General features: G+C 61.9%; 17 protein-coding genes. 10 read left to right on the forward strand and 7 right to left on the reverse strand.

Annotated elements, in window-relative coordinates:
• The first annotated feature begins 1 nt into the window (after position 1).
• From otnI to BS630_RS22805, 3 genes are all read left to right on the forward strand, one after another.
• Complete coding sequence (gene otnI, locus BS630_RS22795; protein WP_077979138.1) at positions 2–796, forward strand: 2-oxo-tetronate isomerase; 795 nt, start codon at positions 2–4, stop codon at positions 794–796.
• Positions 793–1,668 carry a 2-hydroxy-3-oxopropionate reductase gene (locus BS630_RS22800; RefSeq protein WP_077979139.1) on the forward strand — a complete coding sequence of 292 codons (876 nt, stop codon included), beginning with the start codon at positions 793–795 and terminating at the stop codon, positions 1,666–1,668. Before otnI ends, BS630_RS22800 begins: the two co-directional genes overlap by 4 nt.
• Before the next feature lie 108 nt (positions 1,669–1,776).
• Entirely contained in the window at positions 1,777–3,879 is a 2,103-nt protein-coding gene (locus tag BS630_RS22805) for a beta-galactosidase (protein WP_077979140.1), read from the forward strand.
• A gap of 4 nt (positions 3,880–3,883) precedes the next feature.
• Here the strand turns inward: BS630_RS22805 and BS630_RS22810 are convergent, their stop codons facing one another.
• Complete coding sequence (locus BS630_RS22810) at positions 3,884–4,426, reverse strand: carboxymuconolactone decarboxylase family protein (RefSeq protein ID WP_077979141.1); 543 nt, start codon at positions 4,424–4,426, stop codon at positions 3,884–3,886.
• Between the two features lie 129 nt (positions 4,427–4,555).
• Between BS630_RS22810 and BS630_RS22815 the strand changes: the two genes are divergently transcribed.
• The gene (locus tag BS630_RS22815; RefSeq protein ID WP_077979142.1) at positions 4,556–5,029 is read left to right on the forward strand and encodes a cupin domain-containing protein; all 474 of its coding nucleotides are present in this window, start codon (positions 4,556–4,558) and stop codon (positions 5,027–5,029) included.
• A 73-nt stretch (positions 5,030–5,102) separates the two neighbouring features.
• Here the strand turns inward: BS630_RS22815 and BS630_RS22820 are convergent, their stop codons facing one another.
• From BS630_RS22820 to BS630_RS22840, 5 genes are all read right to left on the reverse strand, one after another.
• Positions 5,103–6,212 carry a sn-glycerol-3-phosphate import ATP-binding protein UgpC gene (locus tag BS630_RS22820; RefSeq protein WP_077979143.1) on the reverse strand — a complete coding sequence of 370 codons (1,110 nt, stop codon included), beginning with the start codon at positions 6,210–6,212 and terminating at the stop codon, positions 5,103–5,105.
• Positions 6,213–6,224: 12 nt separating this feature from the next.
• On the reverse strand, positions 6,225–7,139 hold the full coding sequence (locus tag BS630_RS22825; RefSeq protein WP_077979144.1) for an ABC transporter permease subunit: 915 nt from the start codon (positions 7,137–7,139) through the stop codon (positions 6,225–6,227).
• Positions 7,140–7,149: 10 nt separating this feature from the next.
• On the reverse strand, positions 7,150–8,034 hold the full coding sequence (locus BS630_RS22830; RefSeq protein WP_003542466.1) for a carbohydrate ABC transporter permease: 885 nt from the start codon (positions 8,032–8,034) through the stop codon (positions 7,150–7,152).
• A 232-nt stretch (positions 8,035–8,266) separates the two neighbouring features.
• The gene (locus BS630_RS22835) at positions 8,267–9,622 is read right to left on the reverse strand and encodes an extracellular solute-binding protein (protein WP_077979145.1); all 1,356 of its coding nucleotides are present in this window, start codon (positions 9,620–9,622) and stop codon (positions 8,267–8,269) included.
• Positions 9,623–9,972: 350 nt separating this feature from the next.
• Positions 9,973–11,190, reverse strand: a complete 1,218-nt coding sequence (locus BS630_RS22840; protein WP_077979146.1) for an ROK family transcriptional regulator — start codon at positions 11,188–11,190, stop codon at positions 9,973–9,975.
• Between the two features lie 223 nt (positions 11,191–11,413).
• Here BS630_RS22840 and BS630_RS22845 point away from each other — a divergent pair, with 223 nt between their 5' ends.
• The 6 genes from BS630_RS22845 to BS630_RS22870 all read left to right on the forward strand — a co-directional run bounded on the left by BS630_RS22845 (position 11,414) and on the right by BS630_RS22870 (position 17,477).
• Positions 11,414–12,652: an extracellular solute-binding protein gene (locus BS630_RS22845; RefSeq protein ID WP_077979147.1), complete on the forward strand. Its 1,239-nt coding sequence runs from the start codon at positions 11,414–11,416 to the stop codon at positions 12,650–12,652.
• 73 nt (positions 12,653–12,725) lie between these two features.
• Positions 12,726–13,610 carry a carbohydrate ABC transporter permease gene (locus tag BS630_RS22850; RefSeq protein WP_077979274.1) on the forward strand — a complete coding sequence of 295 codons (885 nt, stop codon included), beginning with the start codon at positions 12,726–12,728 and terminating at the stop codon, positions 13,608–13,610.
• Positions 13,610–14,455, forward strand: a complete 846-nt coding sequence (locus BS630_RS22855) for a carbohydrate ABC transporter permease (protein ID WP_077979148.1) — start codon at positions 13,610–13,612, stop codon at positions 14,453–14,455. The genes BS630_RS22850 and BS630_RS22855 overlap by 1 nt, the downstream gene beginning before the upstream one ends.
• Positions 14,452–15,474, forward strand: coding sequence for an SIS domain-containing protein (locus BS630_RS22860; protein WP_077979149.1), 1,023 nt, complete (start codon positions 14,452–14,454; stop codon positions 15,472–15,474). Before BS630_RS22855 ends, BS630_RS22860 begins: the two co-directional genes overlap by 4 nt.
• Positions 15,475–16,404: a PfkB family carbohydrate kinase gene (locus BS630_RS22865; protein WP_077979150.1), complete on the forward strand. Its 930-nt coding sequence runs from the start codon at positions 15,475–15,477 to the stop codon at positions 16,402–16,404.
• Entirely contained in the window at positions 16,401–17,477 is a 1,077-nt protein-coding gene (locus tag BS630_RS22870; protein ID WP_077979151.1) for an ABC transporter ATP-binding protein, read from the forward strand. Before BS630_RS22865 ends, BS630_RS22870 begins: the two co-directional genes overlap by 4 nt.
• Before the next feature lie 21 nt (positions 17,478–17,498).
• Here BS630_RS22870 and BS630_RS22875 read toward each other — a convergent pair whose 3' ends face one another.
• On the reverse strand, positions 17,499–18,326 hold the full coding sequence (locus BS630_RS22875; protein WP_025395754.1) for a glycoside hydrolase family 16 protein: 828 nt from the start codon (positions 18,324–18,326) through the stop codon (positions 17,499–17,501).
• Positions 18,327–18,339 lie beyond the last annotated feature (13 nt).

An 18,339-nucleotide genomic window follows, 5' to 3' on the forward strand; every position in this document is an offset into this window, starting at 1 on the left:
CGTGCCGAAATTTTCCGCCAATCTTTCCTTCCTTTATCAGGACCTGCCCTTTCTCGACCGCTTCACGGCAGCCGCAAAAGACGGCTTCGGCGCCCTCGAATATCTCGGCCCCTATGCCGAACCCAAGGAGAAAGTCGCCGAGGCGCTGAAGGCGAGCGGCCTGAAACAGGCGCTCTTCGACGTGCCATCAGGCGACTGGGCCGGCGGCGAACGCGGCATCGCCTGCCTGCCGGACCGCGTAGAGGAATTCCGCAACGGGGTCGCGCAGGCGCTCGATTATGCCGCAGCGCTCGATTGCCCACAGGTGAATGTCATTTCCGGCCTGGTGCCGAAGGGTGCGGACCTTCAAACGCTGGAAACGGTGCTGGTCGACAATCTGAAATATGCAGCAAAGCGTTGTGCCGACGTCGGCGTCAAGCTGCTGGTCGAGCCGATCAACCTGCGCGATATTCCCTGCTTCTTCCTGTCGACCACTGCTGATGCCGAACGCATTCTCGACCGGGTCGGCTCGGACAATCTCTACATCCAGTATGATTTCTACCACATGCAGATCATGCAGGGCGACCTGATCCCCACCTTCATCCGGCTGAAGGAGAAGATCGCCCATGTGCAGATTGCCGACAATCCCGGCCGCAACGAACCCGGCACCGGCGAGATCAATTACGGCTTCATCCTCTCCGAACTCGATCGCCTCGGCTACGACGGCTGGGTGGGCTGCGAGTACAAGCCGAAATCCGGCACCAGCGAAGGCCTCGGCTGGATGAAACCCTATCTGACGTCAGCGAGGACAGCATGAACATCGGATTTATCGGACTGGGCGTCATGGGCCGCCCGATGGCGGAACACCTGATCGACGCCGGCCACACGCTGCATCTGAGCCGGGTGAAGGAAATCTCGCAACATCTTGTCGACAAGGGCGGCAAAGCCGTAGCCAGCGCCAGGGCGGTAGCGCACGCTTCCGACATCGTCATCCTGATGCTGCCGGATACACCAGATGTCGAGGCGGTGCTGTTCGGCGAAGATGGCGTCGCCGCCGGCCTTTCCCGGGGCAAGCTTGTTATCGACATGAGTTCGATCTCGCCGGTCGTCACCAAGACTTTCGCCAAACGCATCGAGGCGCTCGGCTGCGATTATCTCGATGCCCCGGTTTCCGGCGGTGAGGTCGGCGCCAAGGCCGCCTCGCTGACGATCATGGTCGGCGGCAAGGAGCAAGCCTTCGAACGCGCCAAGGCGCTTTTCGAGAAGATGGGCAAGAACATCACTCATGTCGGCGGCAGCGGCGACGGCCAGACGGCCAAGGTCGCCAACCAGATCATCGTCGGCCTGACGATCGAGGCGGTTGCCGAAGCGCTGCTCTTTGCCAGGAAGGCCGGCGCCGATCCGGAAAAGGTCCGCTCCGCGCTGATGGGCGGCTTTGCCTCCTCGCGCATCCTCGAAGTGCATGGCGAGCGCATGGTCAAGGAGACCTTCGAGCCCGGCTTCCGCATCCGCTTGCACCGCAAGGACATGACGCTTGCCGTCGATGCCGCCCGCGCACTCGATCTGTCGCTGCCGAACACGGCCGCCACGCAGCAGTTGATGAATGCCGCGATCGCCAATGGCGACGGCGAACGCGACCATTCCGCCCTCATCCGCACCCTGGAACTCCTCGCCGGAGGGCCGCGCTAGATCAACGCTTTTTAGAACAACCGGACGACATCTTCGATTGCCGACTGCCGGAGCCTTCTTTCCGGACGGCGAAGCCATGTCCGGTCATCGATAGAGAAGGATAGGAAAATGCTCAACAAAGATATCCAGCTGCCCTACGGCGCCGTCTATTTCCGCAAGTCCAACCCGCCCCGCGAAGATTGGGAACGCGACTACGCCACCGCCGGGCAAGACGGCCTCAACATCTTCCGCCACTGGTTCATGTGGAGCGCGATCGAAACCGCCCCCGGCGTCTACGATTGGGAGGACTACGACCGTCAGATGGACCTTGCCGCTGCAAACGGCATCAAGACCGTCATCGCCGAATTGATCCATGCCGTGCCGGACTGGGCAGTGCGCAAATATGCTCATGCGCTGCAGGTCAATGCCGACGGCACCAAACTCGGTTCCTATATGGGCGTCTCGTCGGCGACCGGCGGCTTCTCCAACAACGGTGGCGGCGCCGGCGCCCTGACGCTGAACTGCCCCGAAGTGAAGGAAGCCGCCGGCAAGTTTCTGACCGCGCTCGCCACCCGCTACAAGGATCATCCGGCGATCTATGGCTACGACGTCTGGAACGAGTGCAACTATTCCGCCGATGTCGATTACAGCCCCTATGCCAAATCAGCCTTTCGCAAATGGCTGGAGACGAAGTACGGCAGCCTGAAGATCCTGGCGAAAGCCTGGTACCGCCACAGCTATGCCGGATGGGACGATATCGAGCCGCCGGTGCACATGGCGCCCTACCCCGAATGCATCGACTGGCTGCAGTTCAAGCGCGACAATTTCTACGACCAGATGCAATGGCGCATCGACACGATCCGCGCCGTCGACGGCAAGAACGTGATCGCCGCCCATGGTATCTCCGGCGCGATTCCCAACATGGCCGCCAACGGCTGCGACGACTGGCTCGCCGCCTCCAAGGTCGAGGTCTACGGCTTCACCTGGATCCAGGCCCGCAAGGGGTCGGAAGCCTGGAAGAACTGGTACGGCGTCGACATCAACCGCGCCGCCGCCCGCGGCAAGCCGTTCTGGCATGCCGAACGCCAGGGCGGGCCGCTCTGGCTGCAGCCGCAGGTGATCGGCCGCGACAAGGCGGATGGCCGCGTCGCCGAGCCCGAGGATATCCGCCTCTGGAGCATGACCTCGCTTGCCGGCGGCGCTCGCGGCGTGATCAATCTGCGCTGGCGCCCGCTGCTCGACGGTCCGCTCTTCGGCGCTTTCGGCTCCTATGGCATGGACGGCTCGCGCACGCCGCGCTCCGACATGGCAAGCGCCATGGCGAAATGGGCCAACGACACGGCACAGGCTCCCCTCTGGGAGGCAAAGCCGGTGCGCGGCGAAGTCGGCATCCTCGTCGTTCGCGAAACACAGGAATTCGATTACCTCCTGAACCACGACCGCAAGGAGAAACCCTATCCCGAAGCCATGTGGGGCGCCTATCGCGCCTTTCTCGAAAACGGCGTGCAGCCGGACTGGGTGCATATCGACGACATCGCGGCCTATGATTTCCTCTATTTCCCCTATCCGATCATGTTCACCGCTGAACAGGCGAAACGCCTGAAAGCCTGGGTCGAAAATGGCGGCATGCTGATTGCCGAAGCATGCCCCGGCTATTTCGGCGATCGTGGTCATGTCGGCACCGTGCAGCCGAACATGGGCCTCGACGAGGTCTTCGGCGCGCGCGAGGAGGAAGTCGAATTCATGCCCGATATCGGCGACCGCATCCGTTTCGATCTCAACGGCGCGGCGGTCGATGGTGGCGGCTTCCTGCAGTCTTATCGGTTGACCGGCGGAACGGGACGCGGCCACTTCACCGACGGCCGTCTTGCCGTCGTCGAAAATGCCTATGGCAGGGGCCGCACGCTGCTGATCGGCACCAATCCTTCCGTGGCCTATTACCGCACGCAGGGGAAGGCAAACGGCGCTTTCTTCGCTGAGCTATTGAGATGGAGCGGGAAGAAGCGCCACGTGACGTTGTCGAATGCCGCACTCTTCGCCCGTATCCACGAGGGAGAAAAGGGCAGCTTCCTCTGGCTCGTCAATCCGACGAGAACGGCGCAGAAGACCGAGGTGACGCTAGCCGAAGGAGCGCTTGCGCAAAGCCAGGCAGTCTGGCCGATCGACCATATCGGCAATAGTGGCATCGAGGTGCCGCCGCGCGATGTGCTGATCCTGCCGCTCGATAGCTGAAACTTCAGGATGCGGATGAACTGGCGCCTTCGGCAAAGGCTTCAAGCTCGGGATCGAAATCGACCTCGACGACATTGTTGAAGACGGCGGTCGCCAGCATGATGCCGGCAAAGGCGACGAGATCGACGAGCACCTTGGTCTCGTAGCGCTGTTTCAGCTTCGCCCAGAGTTCGGCGGGAACAGCGTTGGAATCGGCGACGATCGCCTTGCCGAAAGCGTCGAGCAGCGCTTCCTCGTCGGAAAGCTCCAGAGAATCGGGATTGAAACCCTTGTTGATCAGTGCCCGGCGAAAGAAGGTGACGGCAATCTTCGATCTGGCCGCCTTCGATATCGCATGCGAGAAAATCCAGATCGCCCGGTCGTTGATCGCAGGATCGAGTTCGGCGCGTAGCGTGAACCACTCGGCATAGATGCGGTGGGCGGCCGGCGAATGCAGCAGCGTCCGCTTCATGTTGGTCATGCGTCCGCGCAGCCTGACTTCTTCATCATGCGCCGCACGAACCTCTTGCGAAGCGGTGTCGTAGTCGATCTGCGGGAGATGGCTCATCGGGTTCGTTCTTTCGTTGCTGCGCAGAAGCCGCCGGGCGCGAGAAATTGTGGGCTGCGCAGCGGCAAATCTGCTTGGCCGCTGCCGACCTGACGCCTAGACTGACCAAATCGAAGCTGGAGGCAAGGCATGAGCGACGATCACGAGCATCATCATGTCGACTGGCGTGAACATGGCGTCAAGGTCATTCCCGGCAATTCGCTCGATCCGAACACCGCACAGACGCCGGGCATGAACCGTGCGACCGCGATCAACAATGCACGCGCCGGCGCCGAAAAGATCTGGGCCGGCACGGTGACGATCCATGCCAACGCCAAGACTGGCGCCCATCATCACGGCGAGCTCGAAAGCATCATCTACGTGGTCAAGGGCAAAGCCCGCATGCGCTGGGGCGAGCAGCTGGAATATACCGCCGAGGCCGGCCCCGGCGACTTCATCTATGTTCCGCCCTATGTGCCGCACCAGGAGATCAACGCCAGCCGTGATGAGACGCTGGAATGCGTTCTGGTCCGCTCAGGCCAGGAACCGGTCGTCGTCAACCTCGACATCGAGCCGGTCGAAAAGCCGGAAGACGTCGCGTGGATCGACCCGATCCACCGTTAGAGCAATTCGCCTTCGAGCAAGCGGCTGACACCCTCAGCCGCCGAACGCTCTGCAAGGCCCATCGAAGACTGCTTTAGGCGTGAACGGCACCTGCACCTGCTATAACCGGGTTCTCGATGATCCGGCCGGTATCGGCGGCATAGAGGTGGATCTGGTTGTAATCGATCGCGATGCCGATCGGATCGCCCGACTTAACCTTCACCGCTTCGGTCAGCGCCACGGCAAAGGGCAGCCCGTCGAAATCGGCGTGGACGACGCGGCTTGCGCCAAGCTCTTCGATGAAATCGGCCGTTGCGGTGAGGGCTCCGGGCGCATCAGGGGCCACCAGCCGGGCAGCCTCGGCGCGCATGCCGAGCACGACGCGTTTGCCTTTCAGCGATGCGGCGCGCTCGCGCGGCAGCGCAACCTTGCGGCTTTGATCGTAGACGAAGACGCCCTCGTCATTGATCGTGCCCTCGAGCAGGTTCATCGCCGGCGTGCCGACGAAGCCCGCGACGAAGCGCGAGACCGGATGATGATAGACCTCCTCCGGCGTGCCGACCTGCTCCACCCTGCCGCCGTTCATCACCACCAGCCGGTCGGCCAGCGTCATCGCCTCGGTCTGGTCATGCGTGACGAAGATCGACGTGGCGCCGAGGCGGCGGTGCAGGCGGCGGATTTCGGCGCGCATGGCGATGCGCAGCTTGGCGTCGAGGTTCGACAGCGGCTCATCGAAGAGAAACACCTTCGGTTCGCGGATCATCGCGCGGCCCATGGCGACGCGCTGCCGCTGACCGCCGGAAAGAGCGGCGGGCCGACGGTCGAGGAAGGGTTCGAGGCTGAGCGCCTTGGCGACCTCGCCGATGCGCCGCTGACGCTCCGCCTTCGAGACGCCGGCCACCTTCAATGCATAGCCGATATTCTCGGCAACACTCATATGCGGATAAAGCGCATAGTTCTGGAACACCATGGCGCAACCGCGCTCGCGCGGCTCCAACTGGTTGACGACGCGGCCGTCAATAGCGATTTCACCGCCGGTGATTTCCTCGAGGCCGGCGATCATGCGCAGCAGCGTGGACTTGCCGCAGCCGGACGGGCCGAGGATGACGATGAACTCGCCCGACTGGATGTCGAGATCAACGCCGTGAACGACGGGGGTCTTGCCGTAGTTTTTCTTCACGCCACGAATGGAGATCGGTGCCAAGGGAGTACTCCTTCACTTCTCGGTGGAGATAAGGCCGCGTACGAACCAGCGCTGCATCAGAATGACGAGGATCAATGGCGGCGACATGATGATCAGGGTTCCGGCCATGGCGACATTCCAGTCGGGCAGGCCGAATTCGGACGGGATGAGGGTCTTGAGCTGCGTCACGGCGATGCCGAAATTCGGATCGGTGGTGATCAGCAGCGGCCAGAGATACTGGTTCCAGGCCCAGACGAACATGATGGTGAAGAGCGCGATCATATTTGGGCGGGAGAGCGGCAGCAGAATGTCCCAGAAGAACCGGACCGGGCCTGATCCGTCCATCTTCGAGGCCTCGGCAAGTTCGTCCGGAACCGTCAGGTAGAACTGCCGGTAGAGGAAGGTACCGGTCGCGGTTGCGACCAGCGGCAGAACGAGACCGGGATAGGAATTCAGCAGACCCCATTCGAGCTTGATCTGGATGCCGGTGATCTGCGCAACGAGCCAGCTTATGCCGGTGACGTCGAGGATCGTCTGGAAAGGCTGCAGCGCGTTGGCCGCAATCGAATAGGTCGGCACGATGCGGACTTCCAGCGGCAGCATCAGGGTGATGAAGATGATCCAGAAAATCACATACCGGCCGCGGAAGCGGAAGTAGACGATCGAGAAGGCTGCCATGGAAGACAGCATGACCTTACCGGCGCCGACGGTTGCGGCGAAGATGATGCTGTGGAACAGCTTGTTGCCGAGATCGGCGCGAACCCAGGCGGTCTCAGCGTTTTCCCGGAAATGCGAGCCCGGCATCAGCGGCAGCGGCACACGATTGACCGTCTCCAGATCAAGCGTCGAGGCGATGATGACGATGGCGAAAGGCAGAAGCGCGATCACCATGCCGAGCGCGAGAAGCGTATAACAGATGAAGTTGAATATCGGCGTGCGTTCGATCATGTCCGCGACCTCACTTGTAGTGCACGCGCCGCTCGATGAAGCGGAACTGGAAGATGGTGAGCAGGACAACGAGCACCATCAGGATGATGGACTGCGCTGCAGCGCCCGAATAGTCGAGACCTCTGAAGCCGTCGAAATAGATCTTGTAGACCATGAGCTCGGTGGCACGCGCCGGGCCGCCCTGCGTCATGACGTCGACGATACCGAAGGAATCCTGGAAACTCTCGGTGATGTTGATGACGAGCAGGAAGAACAGCGTCGGCGTCAGCAGGGGCAGCTGGATATCCCAGATCCGGCGCATCGGCCCCGAACCGTCCATTGCGGCGGCCTCGATCAGCGAGCGCGGAATGCCTTGCAGCGCCGAGAGGAAGAAGATGAAGTTGTAGCCGATATACTTCCAGGAGAAGGCCACGACGACCGCGATCATCGCGTCCTTGCCGTCGAGCGCGGGGTTCCAGAGGCCGGGCCAGACGTGGTTGATAACAGACAGAAGGCCGGCCTCCGGCGCCAGGATGAAGCGGAAGGCGAGGCCGAGAGCGGGAGCGGCAATTGCATAAGGCCAGATGAAGACTGACCGGTAGACTTTGTGGCCGCGCAGTTCACGATCCGTCAAAAGCGCCAGGATCAGCGCCAGCCCCATAGCGATGGCCGTCGAACTGAAGCCGAAGATCATGCTGCGGGTGATCGAGTCCCAATAAACAGGATCGGTGAGCAACTGTCTGAAATTGTCGAAACCGACCCAGGCATTACCGCCGCCCCATGGCTGCTCGAGCGTGAACGCCCAATACAGCGCCTGCGCGCTCGGCCAGTAGAAGAAGACGAAGATCAGCAACAGCATCGGAAATGCGAAGAGCAGTCCGATCGTCGTCGAGGAGAAAGTGACGCGCTTTTCCATGAGTGGCCGTTTTCGTCCTGGTTTGGTTTAAAGCATGTCGCGCAAAACTGTGCAGCAGTTTTGCTGTAGCGACATGCGTAAAAATATAGATCTAAAGCGCCAGGAGCGAACCTGAAAGATTGCGGCGCGCTTCAGGCGCGGGCGGCGAGCTCGCATCCGCGGCCGACTAAAGAACTTACAAAGACGCACCCGGCGCGCAAAACGCGGGCCGGGTGCGGCTCATATCAGCCGATCAGGGGAGCTGAACGTTCTTGTAGGTCTGCTGGAAGCGACGCAGGAGCGTATTGCCGCGTTCGGCAGCACTGTCGAGCGAAGCCTGGACGTCGGCATTGTTGACGAAGATTGCCTGCAGACCATTGGCGATTTCGGTGCGGACCTGCAGCAGGCCACCGAGGCGGATGCCCTGCGGAGCCGCATCGTCAGCAGGTGATGCGGTCAAGCTCTGAATGGCGAGTTCGCGGCCGGCATAAGGAGCCTTGTCGTAGAAGCCCTGCTTCTTCAGATATTCGAAACCGGAGTTACGAACCGGGATGTAGCCGGTAACGGTCGACCAGGTAAGGGCTTCTTCCGGCTTTGCGATGAAGTTGAAGAAGGCAGCGGCAGCCTTGTATTCAGCGTCGGAATGGCCCTTCAGAACCCAGAGCGAAGCGCCGCCAACATAAGAGCTGTGCCGGCTTGCGTCGCCGTAGGTCGGGAGCATGGCAACGTCCCAGTTCATGCCTTGCTTGGCGGTGCGGCCGACGTTGCCGTGGTCGCCGACCGACGTTAGGATGACCTGGCAATCACCGGCGGCAAAGGCTTCGACGAAGGTCTGGCCGACAGCCTTGTTCTTGATGACGGCAAGCTTGTTGTCGTACCAGGACTTGAGGTCATTGACATAGCTGACGAGAAGCGGGTTCTTGTTGAACACCAGCTCTGCGTCGAGACCTTCAAAACCGTTCTTCTTCGTGGCGATCGCTTCGCCGTTGACGGCTTCGAACTGCTCGATGTACTGCCAGACTTCGTTGTTGGAAATGTCAAAGCCGAGCGGGCAAGCATAGCCTGCATCCTTCAGAGCCTTGAGGTCCTCGCCTGCTTCCTTCCAGGTCGCCGGAGCATGATCCTTGCCGATCTTGGCGAAGGCGTCCTTGTTCCAGTAGAGAAGAGCGGTCGAGGAGTTGAAGGGGAAGGAGTACATCTCGCCCTTCGATGTCGCGTAGTAGCCGGAGATACCGGAGAAGTAGTCCTTCCAATCGACGGTATAGCCCATGTCGCTCATCAGCTTGTTGGCCGGGTAGTAGGCGCCGGAGAGCATGATGTCGAGGGTGCCGGCGTCGGAGACCTGGGCGATGGTCGGCTGCTTGCCGGCGCGGAAGGCAGCGATAGTGTTCTGCAGGGACGCGTCGTAGCTGCCCTGGCTGGTGCAGACGAGTTCGTAGTCGGCCTGCGACTGGTTGAAGCGATCGCACTGCTCCTGGACACGCTTTGCGATGTCACCGGAATTGCCGAACCAGAAGTCAATCTTGGTCTTATCGGCGGCGGCAGCGGGACCAGCAAGAAACGCTGTAGCGAGAAGGGCGCCAACGGCGCCGAGAAGCTTGGCTTGCATGAGAACCTCGAACGTAAAAGGGACGCGCACTTTCAGCGCACGCCCTATTAGCTGGTTCAAATTGCGCCTACCAATGAAGATTACATGACATGAAATGATCGAAACCAAGTTGTCATAAAACCTTCATACAATTGTATTCGCCAATCTCGGGGAAATATTTATAAAGATTTCGCCTATTGCTTCAGCATGCCGTCAATAGATTAGGTTTATATTCGAAACAATGGATTCTTTTGGGATATTTAATATTTATTTATATTACGACGGGGTGCGGTTATTCGCCTACTCCGCTGCAACGAAACTTGCAAAACCACTGACATTTTTGCCGTTGCACTGGTGTGCAACCTGAGGATCTAAGCCTCAGAATTGAAGGAATCCTTCAGGATCGCCGCAAAACGCGGATCGAATGCACGGCTGATCGGTCCGGCGGCAGCACCAAGCGCCACCGACCAGGGATCGGCCATGCCGGGCTGCAGGCGCGGCAGCGTCCGGCCGCGACGTTCGGCGATCGAGGGCAGCAACGGGCCGATTGCCGCAATCAACCTGTTCACCAGCGCCTCCGGCGCGCTGCCGCAGAGGATCACCGTCTGCGGATCGAACAGCGTCTCAAGGAGATGGATGCTCCAGCGCAGATCCACTGCGGCCGCCTCGACCCAGGCGTGGATGCTTTGATCGCCCCTCAAGGCAAGATCGTTGATCCTTGCATAAAGGCCGGGATCGGCGGGATCGATCGACAGATGCTGGTAGAGCGAGGCGAGCGAAGCACGATGCTCGAGCGGCGTCGATTTGCCGTCGGCAAACAGCAGCGCCATGCCGATCTCGCCGGCATTGCCGTTGGTGCCGCGGTAGAGCTCGCCATTCAGAATGAGGCCGGCGCCGATGCCATAACCGACGAAGAGGCAGACGGCATGGTCGATGCCGTGGGCAGCTCCCACCATGCGCTCGGCGGTCGCCGCCGCCGCCGCATCGTTCTGCAAACCGACATCGAGCCCGGTGCCGGCGGTCAGCGTTTCCAACAACGGAAATTTTTGCCAGGCCTCCATCATCCACGGATCATCGCCGCTGCCGGCGACTCCGAAAGGCCCGGGCATGGCGGCGCCGAGGCCGACCAGCCGCTTTTCCGACTGCTGGACGATCCCGGCAAGCTTTGAGCGTATGCCGGCGACGAGATCGAGGATGACCTTCGTCCCGTTCGACGGACCTCCGGGTGGTAGTCCTGCCTCATCACGCACGAGAACGCTGCCGACAAGATCGACGGCGACCGCCCGCGTCACATGCCGATCGATCTGCAGGCCGATTGCAAAGGCGCCTTCGGGCACGAGACGATAGGGTGTCGACGGCTGCCCTCTGCCCCCCCTCACCGCCTCTTGCGAACTGACGAGACCGTCGCGCTCGAGCTCCTCGATGATATTCGACACCGTCTGCTTGGTCAGCCGCGTCGCCCGTGCCAGATCGGCGCGTGAAAGCGCGCCGTTGATCCTCAGGGCATCGATCATCACGCGCCGGTTATGCGCGCTGGTGCCTTCGTGATTGGTGCCGCTCTTGGCCCGGATCGGGCGGCTGTCATTCATGTGCAATTCCCTCTTGACTCCAATAGAATGTTAAAGAAGTAATAAGTCAAGACACTTGACTTAATGAGGAACCGGAGAGTTCCAGGGAACGCAGGAGCCGGGCAACGGCTCCGACGACGCTCCGAGGCGACGAACCGGCACGCTTTCCGCGCGTGCCTTCTCGAACACCGATGGCGGAGGACCGCCCTCGGCAATGCGTAAATGTCAAAAACTGGAGGCTGCAATGCTGAAATCCTTTAACAAGACGCTTCTGGGTGCGGCCTTGATCGGCGCATCCCTTGCGCCGCATGCTTTCGCCGAAACGACGCTGAACGCGCTTTTCATGGCGCAGGCCGCCTATAGCGAGGCCGATGTGCGCGCCATGACCGACGCCTTCGCCAAGGCGAACCCCGATATCAAGGTCAATCTCGAATTCGTTCCCTATGAAGGCCTGCACGACAAGACGGTGCTGGCGCAGGGTTCCGGCGGCGGCTACGACGTCGTCCTCTTCGATGTCATCTGGCCGGCCGAATACGCCACCAACAAGGTGCTGGTCGACGTCTCCTCGCGCCTCACCGACGAGATGAAGAAGGGTGTGCTGCCGGGCGCCTGGACCACCGTGCAATATGACGGCAAATATTACGGCATGCCGTGGATCCTCGACACCAAATACCTGTTCTACAACAAGGAAATCCTCGAAAAGGCCGGCATCAAGGCGCCGCCGAAAACCTGGGACGAACTGACCGAGCAGGCAAAGACGATCAAGGACAAGGGCCTGCTCGCCACGCCGATCGCCTGGAGCTGGCCGCAGGCAGAAGCCGCGATCTGCGACTACACCACGCTCGTCAGCGCCTATGGCGGCGATTTCCTTAAGGACGGCAAGCCGGCCTTCCAGACCGGCGGCGGCCTCGATGCGCTGAAATACATGGTTTCCAGCTATTCCTCGGGCCTCACCAATCCGAACTCCAAGGAATTCCTCGAAGAGGACGTCCGCAAGGTCTTCGAAAACGGCGATGCCGCCTTCGCGCTGAACTGGACCTACATGTACAACATGGCCAACAACCCGAAGGACAGCAAGGTCGCGGGCAAGGTTGGCGTCGTGCCGGCGCCGGGTATTGCCGGCAAGAGCGAGGCTTCGGCCGTCAACGGCTCGATGGGTCTCGGCATCACCTCAGCCAGCCAGCATCCTGAAGAGGCCTGGAAATACATTACCTTCATGACCTCGCAGGCAACGCAGAATGCCTATGCCAAGCTCAGCCTGCCGATCTGGGCCTCCTCCTATGAGGATCCTGATGTCACCAAGGGCCAGGAAGAGTTGATCTCCGCCGCCAAGATCGGCCTTGCCGCAATGTATCCGCGTCCGACGACGCCGAAATATCAGGAGCTCTCGACCGCGCTGCAGCAGGCGATCCAGGAAGCGCTGCTTGGCCAGTCCTCGCCCGAGGACGCGCTGAAGTCGGCCGCCGACAATAGCGGCCTCTGATCAAGCATGAAATCCCGGGCGGCGCCTGCCGTCGCCCGGTCTCCAGAACCTATGAAGAATAAGGGTGGCCTCGATGTCGAGCACTTGGCTGACAACGCGCGCGTGGCTTTTGATGCTACCGCTTCTCGTGGTCATGATTTCAGTCATCGGCTGGCCTCTGATCGATACCGTCGGCCTTTCCTTCACCGACGCCAGGCTGGTCGGCACGGAAGGCAGCTTCGTCGGCATCGACAATTACGTGAAGATGATCTCCGGTTCGAATTTCCAGCGCACGCTCGTCACGACCGCATGGTTCGCAATCGTCTCGGTCGCCGCCGAAATGGTGATCGGCGTGCTCGCCGCCCTGCTGCTGAACCAGCAATTCCGCGGCCGGACCGCGCTTCGTGCCCTGATGATCCTACCCTGGGCGCTGCCGACCGTCGTCAACGCCACGCTCTGGCGGCTGATCTACAATCCGGAATATGGCGCGCTGAATGCCGCCTTGACACAGCTCGGCCTGTTAGAAGCCTACCGCTCCTGGCTCGGCGAGCCGGGCACGGCGCTGGCGGCCCTGATCGTCGCCGACTGCTGGAAGAATTTCCCGCTGGTGGCGCTGATCGCGCTGGCTGCACTCCAGGCCGTGCCGCGCGACATCACCGCCGCCTCGCTGGTCGACGGCGCCGGCGCTTTCGCCCGCTTCCGTTTCGTCATCCTGCCCTATCTCGCCGGCCCGCTGATGGTGGCCCTGGTGTTGCGCACGATTGAAGCCTTCAAGGTCTTCGACATCATCTGGGTCATGACCCGCGGCGGCCCGGCCAACAGCACCCGCACGCTGTCGATCCTCGTCTATCAGGAAGCCTTCTCTTTCCAACGGGCAGGCTCCGGCGCCTCCTTGGCGTTGATCGTCACGCTGCTGGTGACGCTGCTTGCTGCCGGCTACGCCGCCCTGGTGCGCAAGACCGCGGGGAGTGCAGCCTGATGGAACGCCAGAGCCCACTTTTTTCCGCCTTCATTCACCTCTGCGCGCTGCTGCTTGCCGCCGTCATCCTGGCGCCGATCCTATGGCTGTTCATCATGAGCATCTCGCCGGCCGCCGACCTTGCGGCAAAGCCGCTGCGCTGGTGGCCGCAGACGGCGGATTTCTCTCGCTACGGCGTGCTGCTCTCGACGCTCGAAAACAGCGCCGGCGCCGCCTTCACCTCGTCGCTGCGCAACAGCATAGAGGTGGCGGGCATGGCGACGATCGCCGCCATCGCGCTCGCCATACCGGCCGGATGGGCCGTGTCGCGTACGCCTGCTGTGGGATGGTCGCTGTCGATGGTCATCGCCACCTATATGCTGCCGCCGGTGGCGCTCGCCGTGCCGCTTTACATGGGCCTTTCCCATCTCGGCATGCTGAACAACGTCTTCGGCCTCGCCCTCGTCTATCTCACCATCCTTGCGCCCTTCACCACTTGGCTGATGAAGTCGGGTTTCGATTCCATCCCGCGCGAGATCGAATCCGCCGCGATGATCGACGGCGCCGGCCTGTTTCAGACGCTGCGCATCATCACGCTGCCGCTCGCCGCCCCCGTGGTGGCGACGTCAAGCCTCTTTGCCTTCCTACTTGCCTGGGATGAATTCTTCTATGCGCTGCTCTTCACTTCCGACCAGCGCGCCAAGACGCTGACCGTCGCCATTGCCGATCTCGCCGGCGGCCGCGTTTCCGATTACGGACTGATCGCGACGGCAGGTGTGCTCGCCGCCCTGCCCCCGGTGCTGATTGGTCTTCTCATGCAACGCGCCCTGATTTCGGGGCTCACCAGCGGCGGCGTCAAGGGATGAACATGACAGAAGAAAGAACCCGGCCGGCCGGACTTGCGGCGATCGATCGCGAAATGGCGCGCCCGCATGCCGATGCGATCACCTCCTATGAAGCGGCCCAGCCGATGGCGGCAAGGGCTGCGGCTTCGCTGAAAAAGACCGGCAGGCTGCTGCTCATCGGCATGGGCGGCTCGCATGCCGTCAACCGCGCCGTCGAACCGCTCTACCGGGCGCTCGGCATCGATGCCGTCGCCTTGCCCCTGTCTGAACAGCTCGGCCAGCCGTTGCCGATCGCCGGCAGGACGATCTTTGTCACCTCGCAGTCCGGCGAAAGCGCCGAGGTCGTGCGTTGGTTCAGCGAGACCGGCGGCACGGAGGAGACTTTCGGCCTGACACTCGAAGGTAATTCCTTCCTCGCAAGAACCGCTCCGTCGCTGGTGGGCAGCGGCGGCACCGAGCTTGCCTTCGCCGCGACCCGCAGCCTAACGGTGACTTTCGCCCTGCATCTGGCAATCCTTTCCGCCCTCGGCGAAGATCCTGACACCGCCCTTGCCGCCCTCAGGGCGCCGGAAGATCATGACATCGCCGCCGCACTCTCGGCGCTGGAAAACGTCGCGACCATTGTCACGTCAGGCCGCCGGTTGCAGGGTATCGCCGAGGCGCTCGCACTCGGCTTGACCGAGCTGTCGCGCCGTCCCTGCTTCTCGCTCGAAGGCGGCCAGCTGCGCCACGGGCCGATGGAGATGCTGGGGCCGGAAATCGGCGTCGTGCTGTTCCGCGGCTTGGACGAGACGGCTGGCCTGGTGACGGCAATGGCGACATCCGCCGTCGAGACCGGCGCCCCGGTCATCCTGTTCGACGCCTCGGGCGAAGCGCCGGTCGCCGGTGCGGTGACGATCCGCTTTGCCCCGGCCACCGGTCTTGCCGCGATTTTCGCCATGCTGCCGGTCGCCCAGCGGCTGATGATCGCCTTTGCCGACGCCCGCGTGGATAATGCGGGAACGCCGGTTCGATCGACCAAAATCACCCGGAGCGAATGAATGCGGCCGCTTGCAGTCATCGGCAATGTCAACGTCGACCTGATCCTTGGACCGACTGCCCCTTGGCCGAAGGCCGGGACGGAAATCATCGTCGATCATGACGAGTTGCGCGTCGGCGGGGCCGCCGGCAACAGCGCGCTCGCCTGGCAAGCGCTCGGCGTCGAATTCGAGATCGCCGCCAATATCGGCAGTGATCAGTTCGGCCGCTGGCTGAGCGAAGCCTTCGGCCACCGTTCCGACAAGTGGCCCGTACGTCCTGAGAAAACGACGCTCTCCGTCGGCATCACCCATCCTGACGGCGAGCGCACCTTCTTCACGACGAGGGGCCACCTGCCGCGTTTCAGCCTGGCAGACGTTTTCGCCGTCATCGAGGGCGCAAGACTGCAGGGCGGCTACGCGCTTCTCTGCGGCTCGTTCCTGACCGACGATCTGACAGAAGAATACGGCAAGTTCTTCGATTGGGCCGACAGCCATGGCATCACCGTTGCGCTCGATACCGGCTGGCCACTCGACGGCTGGACAGACGAGAATTGCGCAGCGACACGCGCCTGGCTTTCGCGCAGCGGTGTCGCGCTGCTGAACGAGGTCGAATCGACGACACTTGCCGGCATCGCCGATCCGATCGAGGCCGCGCGTCAGATCAAATCGCATATGCCGGCGGGTGCGATCGTCGTCGTCAAACGCGGCCCGGACGGGGCTCTCACGATCGGGCCTGACGGCAGCTTGGTTTCGGTGGCAGCACCCGTTGTCGATGTCGTCGATACGATCGGCGCCGGCGATGTCTTCAACGCCGCCTTTCTCGCCGCGCTCGCAAGCGGTGAGCCGCTGGTTTCCTGCCTGATGGCGGGAACCGAGGTTGCCTCGCGCGCCATCTCCACTCTTCCCCGCAACTATGGCCGCCCGACATCTCTTCAGGAGCCCTTGCGATGAGCGCGCTCGACATTCAGAACATCCGCAAGGCCTACGGCGACATCGAGACGCTGAAAGGCATCGACATCTCGCTGGAAAGCGGCGAATTCCTGGTGCTGCTCGGCTCCTCCGGCTGCGGCAAATCCACCCTGCTGAACATCATCGCCGGCCTTGCCGAGGCAACGAGCGGCGATGTCAGGATCGGCGGCCGCTCGTTGCTCGGCGTGCATCCGAAGGACCGTGACATCGCCATGGTCTTTCAATCCTACGCGCTCTATCCCAATCTGACGGTGCACCGGAACATCGGTTTCGGCCTGGAAATGCGCAAGGTGGCAGCACCCGAGCGCGACAGAGCCGTGCGTGATGCCGCCAAGCTCCTGCAGATCGAAAACCTCCTCGAGCGCAAGCCGAGCCAGCTTTCCGGCGGCCAGCGCCAGCGGGTCGCGATCGGTCGCGCGCTGGTGCGCAAACCTGAGGTATTCCTCTTCGACGAGCCGCTCTCTAATCTTGACGCCAAGCTGCGCATGGAGATGCGCACCGAGATCAAGCGGCTGCATCAGATGCTGAAGACCACGGTCGTCTACGTCACCCATGACCAGATCGAGGCTATGACCCTTGCAAGCCGCATCGCCGTCATGCGCGACGGCCGCATCGAGCAGCTGGGTACGCCGGAGGAGATCTACAACCATCCGGCAACGCTCTATGTCGCGACCTTCGTCGGCGCGCCGCCGATGAACCTGCTGAAGGCGACGGCGGCGCGCGACGGTGGCCTGGCGCTTTCAGGCACCGATGCGATCCTGCCCCTGCCCACCCGTTTCCGCGAGGCGGTCGGCAATGGCCGCGACCTTATCCTCGGCATCCGTCCCGAGGCGCTTCGCACGGACGGCGCCGGCCCGTCGATCGAGGCAACCCTTGAGGTCGCAGAGCTGACCGGCCCGGAACTCGTCGTCACCGCCCTTGCCGGAAATCAGCGCCTGATGGCCTGCCTGCCGCCACGCACGCCGATCCGCAACAACGAAAAGCTCACCCTCTTTTTCGACGAGGAGGCGATGCATCTCTTCGATCCGCAAACCGGCCTCAGCTGCAGCCGTTAGCGACGGCTGTCCGTCAGCTGTTCAATTCGCTGCGTCAGTAGGCTTCCGCTGGTACACGTGAATATAGTCGACGAGTAGAATGGAAGGATTCGGCGTTTCATCGATCGGCCAGCCCGAGCCGAGTGCCAGGTTCACCAGCGGATAGAACGGCATGTGGAATTCCTTCGGCGTGTCGAAGCTCCAGATGAACTTACGGTCGAAGTAGAAGCTCGTCTTGTCGGCTTGGATATCGACGCCGTAGGTGTGATAGTCGCTGTTCAAAATTCCGTCCTGGACCTTTTGCCAATAGCCGCCGGTGCTGTTCTGACCGCCCTGGCTCTGACGCCAGATATGAAAGCCCATGCTGAATTCGTAGGGCGCGCGTCCATAATATTCCAGGACGTCAATCTCGGCGGTGTATTTCGACCGGTCGAGCCCGATCAGCCAGAATGCCGGCCAGACGCCCTTGCCAGGCGGCAGCTTCATCCTTGCTTCGAAATAGCCGAACTGCTGCGAGAACCCTTCGCCTTTCGGGTTCACCGACGACAGCAGGCCTGAGCGCCAGGTTCCATCGGCCTCCTTGCGCGCTTCGATCTTTAGAATTCCCTGATCGGTGGTAAACGGAAAGCCGGGGGCCGGATCTGTGAAACGGGCGTCGCCGAAATCGCCGTTCCAGGGCGTATGGGCGATCCAACGGGAACTTCTCTCCCCCCAGGCCGAGACGTCGAGACTGTCGAAACTCTCCTCGAACGTCAGCTGGTACGCAGCGATGTTGAGCGGTTCCTGGGCCACGCTGGGCTGGCCGGGCAACGCCCCCAGACCGAGAACGATAAGCAAACCCAGAGCCTTAGAAGATATTCCGTAACGCATTCTGTTCCTCCGA

The sequence above is a fragment of the Rhizobium laguerreae genome (assembly GCF_002008165.1).
Lineage (GTDB): Bacteria > Pseudomonadota > Alphaproteobacteria > Rhizobiales > Rhizobiaceae > Rhizobium > Rhizobium laguerreae.

Coding starts and splice junctions, on each gene's coding strand:
- BS630_RS22860 (WP_077979149.1), top strand. CDS start 14,452: ATGAACATGACAGAAGAAAGAACCCGGCCGGCCGGACTTGCGGCGATC.
- BS630_RS22875 (WP_025395754.1), bottom strand. CDS start 18,326: ATGCGTTACGGAATATCTTCTAAGGCTCTGGGTTTGCTTATCGTTCTC.
- BS630_RS22865 (WP_077979150.1), top strand. CDS start 15,475: ATGCGGCCGCTTGCAGTCATCGGCAATGTCAACGTCGACCTGATCCTT.
- BS630_RS22810 (WP_077979141.1), bottom strand. CDS start 4,426: ATGAGCCATCTCCCGCAGATCGACTACGACACCGCTTCGCAAGAGGTT.
- BS630_RS22870 (WP_077979151.1), top strand. CDS start 16,401: ATGAGCGCGCTCGACATTCAGAACATCCGCAAGGCCTACGGCGACATC.
- BS630_RS22855 (WP_077979148.1), top strand. CDS start 13,610: ATGGAACGCCAGAGCCCACTTTTTTCCGCCTTCATTCACCTCTGCGCG.
- BS630_RS22835 (WP_077979145.1), bottom strand. CDS start 9,622: ATGCAAGCCAAGCTTCTCGGCGCCGTTGGCGCCCTTCTCGCTACAGCG.
- BS630_RS22805 (WP_077979140.1), top strand. CDS start 1,777: ATGCTCAACAAAGATATCCAGCTGCCCTACGGCGCCGTCTATTTCCGC.
- BS630_RS22845 (WP_077979147.1), top strand. CDS start 11,414: ATGCTGAAATCCTTTAACAAGACGCTTCTGGGTGCGGCCTTGATCGGC.
- BS630_RS22815 (WP_077979142.1), top strand. CDS start 4,556: ATGAGCGACGATCACGAGCATCATCATGTCGACTGGCGTGAACATGGC.
- BS630_RS22825 (WP_077979144.1), bottom strand. CDS start 7,139: ATGATCGAACGCACGCCGATATTCAACTTCATCTGTTATACGCTTCTC.
- BS630_RS22800 (WP_077979139.1), top strand. CDS start 793: ATGAACATCGGATTTATCGGACTGGGCGTCATGGGCCGCCCGATGGCG.
- BS630_RS22830 (WP_003542466.1), bottom strand. CDS start 8,034: ATGGAAAAGCGCGTCACTTTCTCCTCGACGACGATCGGACTGCTCTTC.
- BS630_RS22850 (WP_077979274.1), top strand. CDS start 12,726: ATGTCGAGCACTTGGCTGACAACGCGCGCGTGGCTTTTGATGCTACCG.
- BS630_RS22840 (WP_077979146.1), bottom strand. CDS start 11,190: ATGAATGACAGCCGCCCGATCCGGGCCAAGAGCGGCACCAATCACGAA.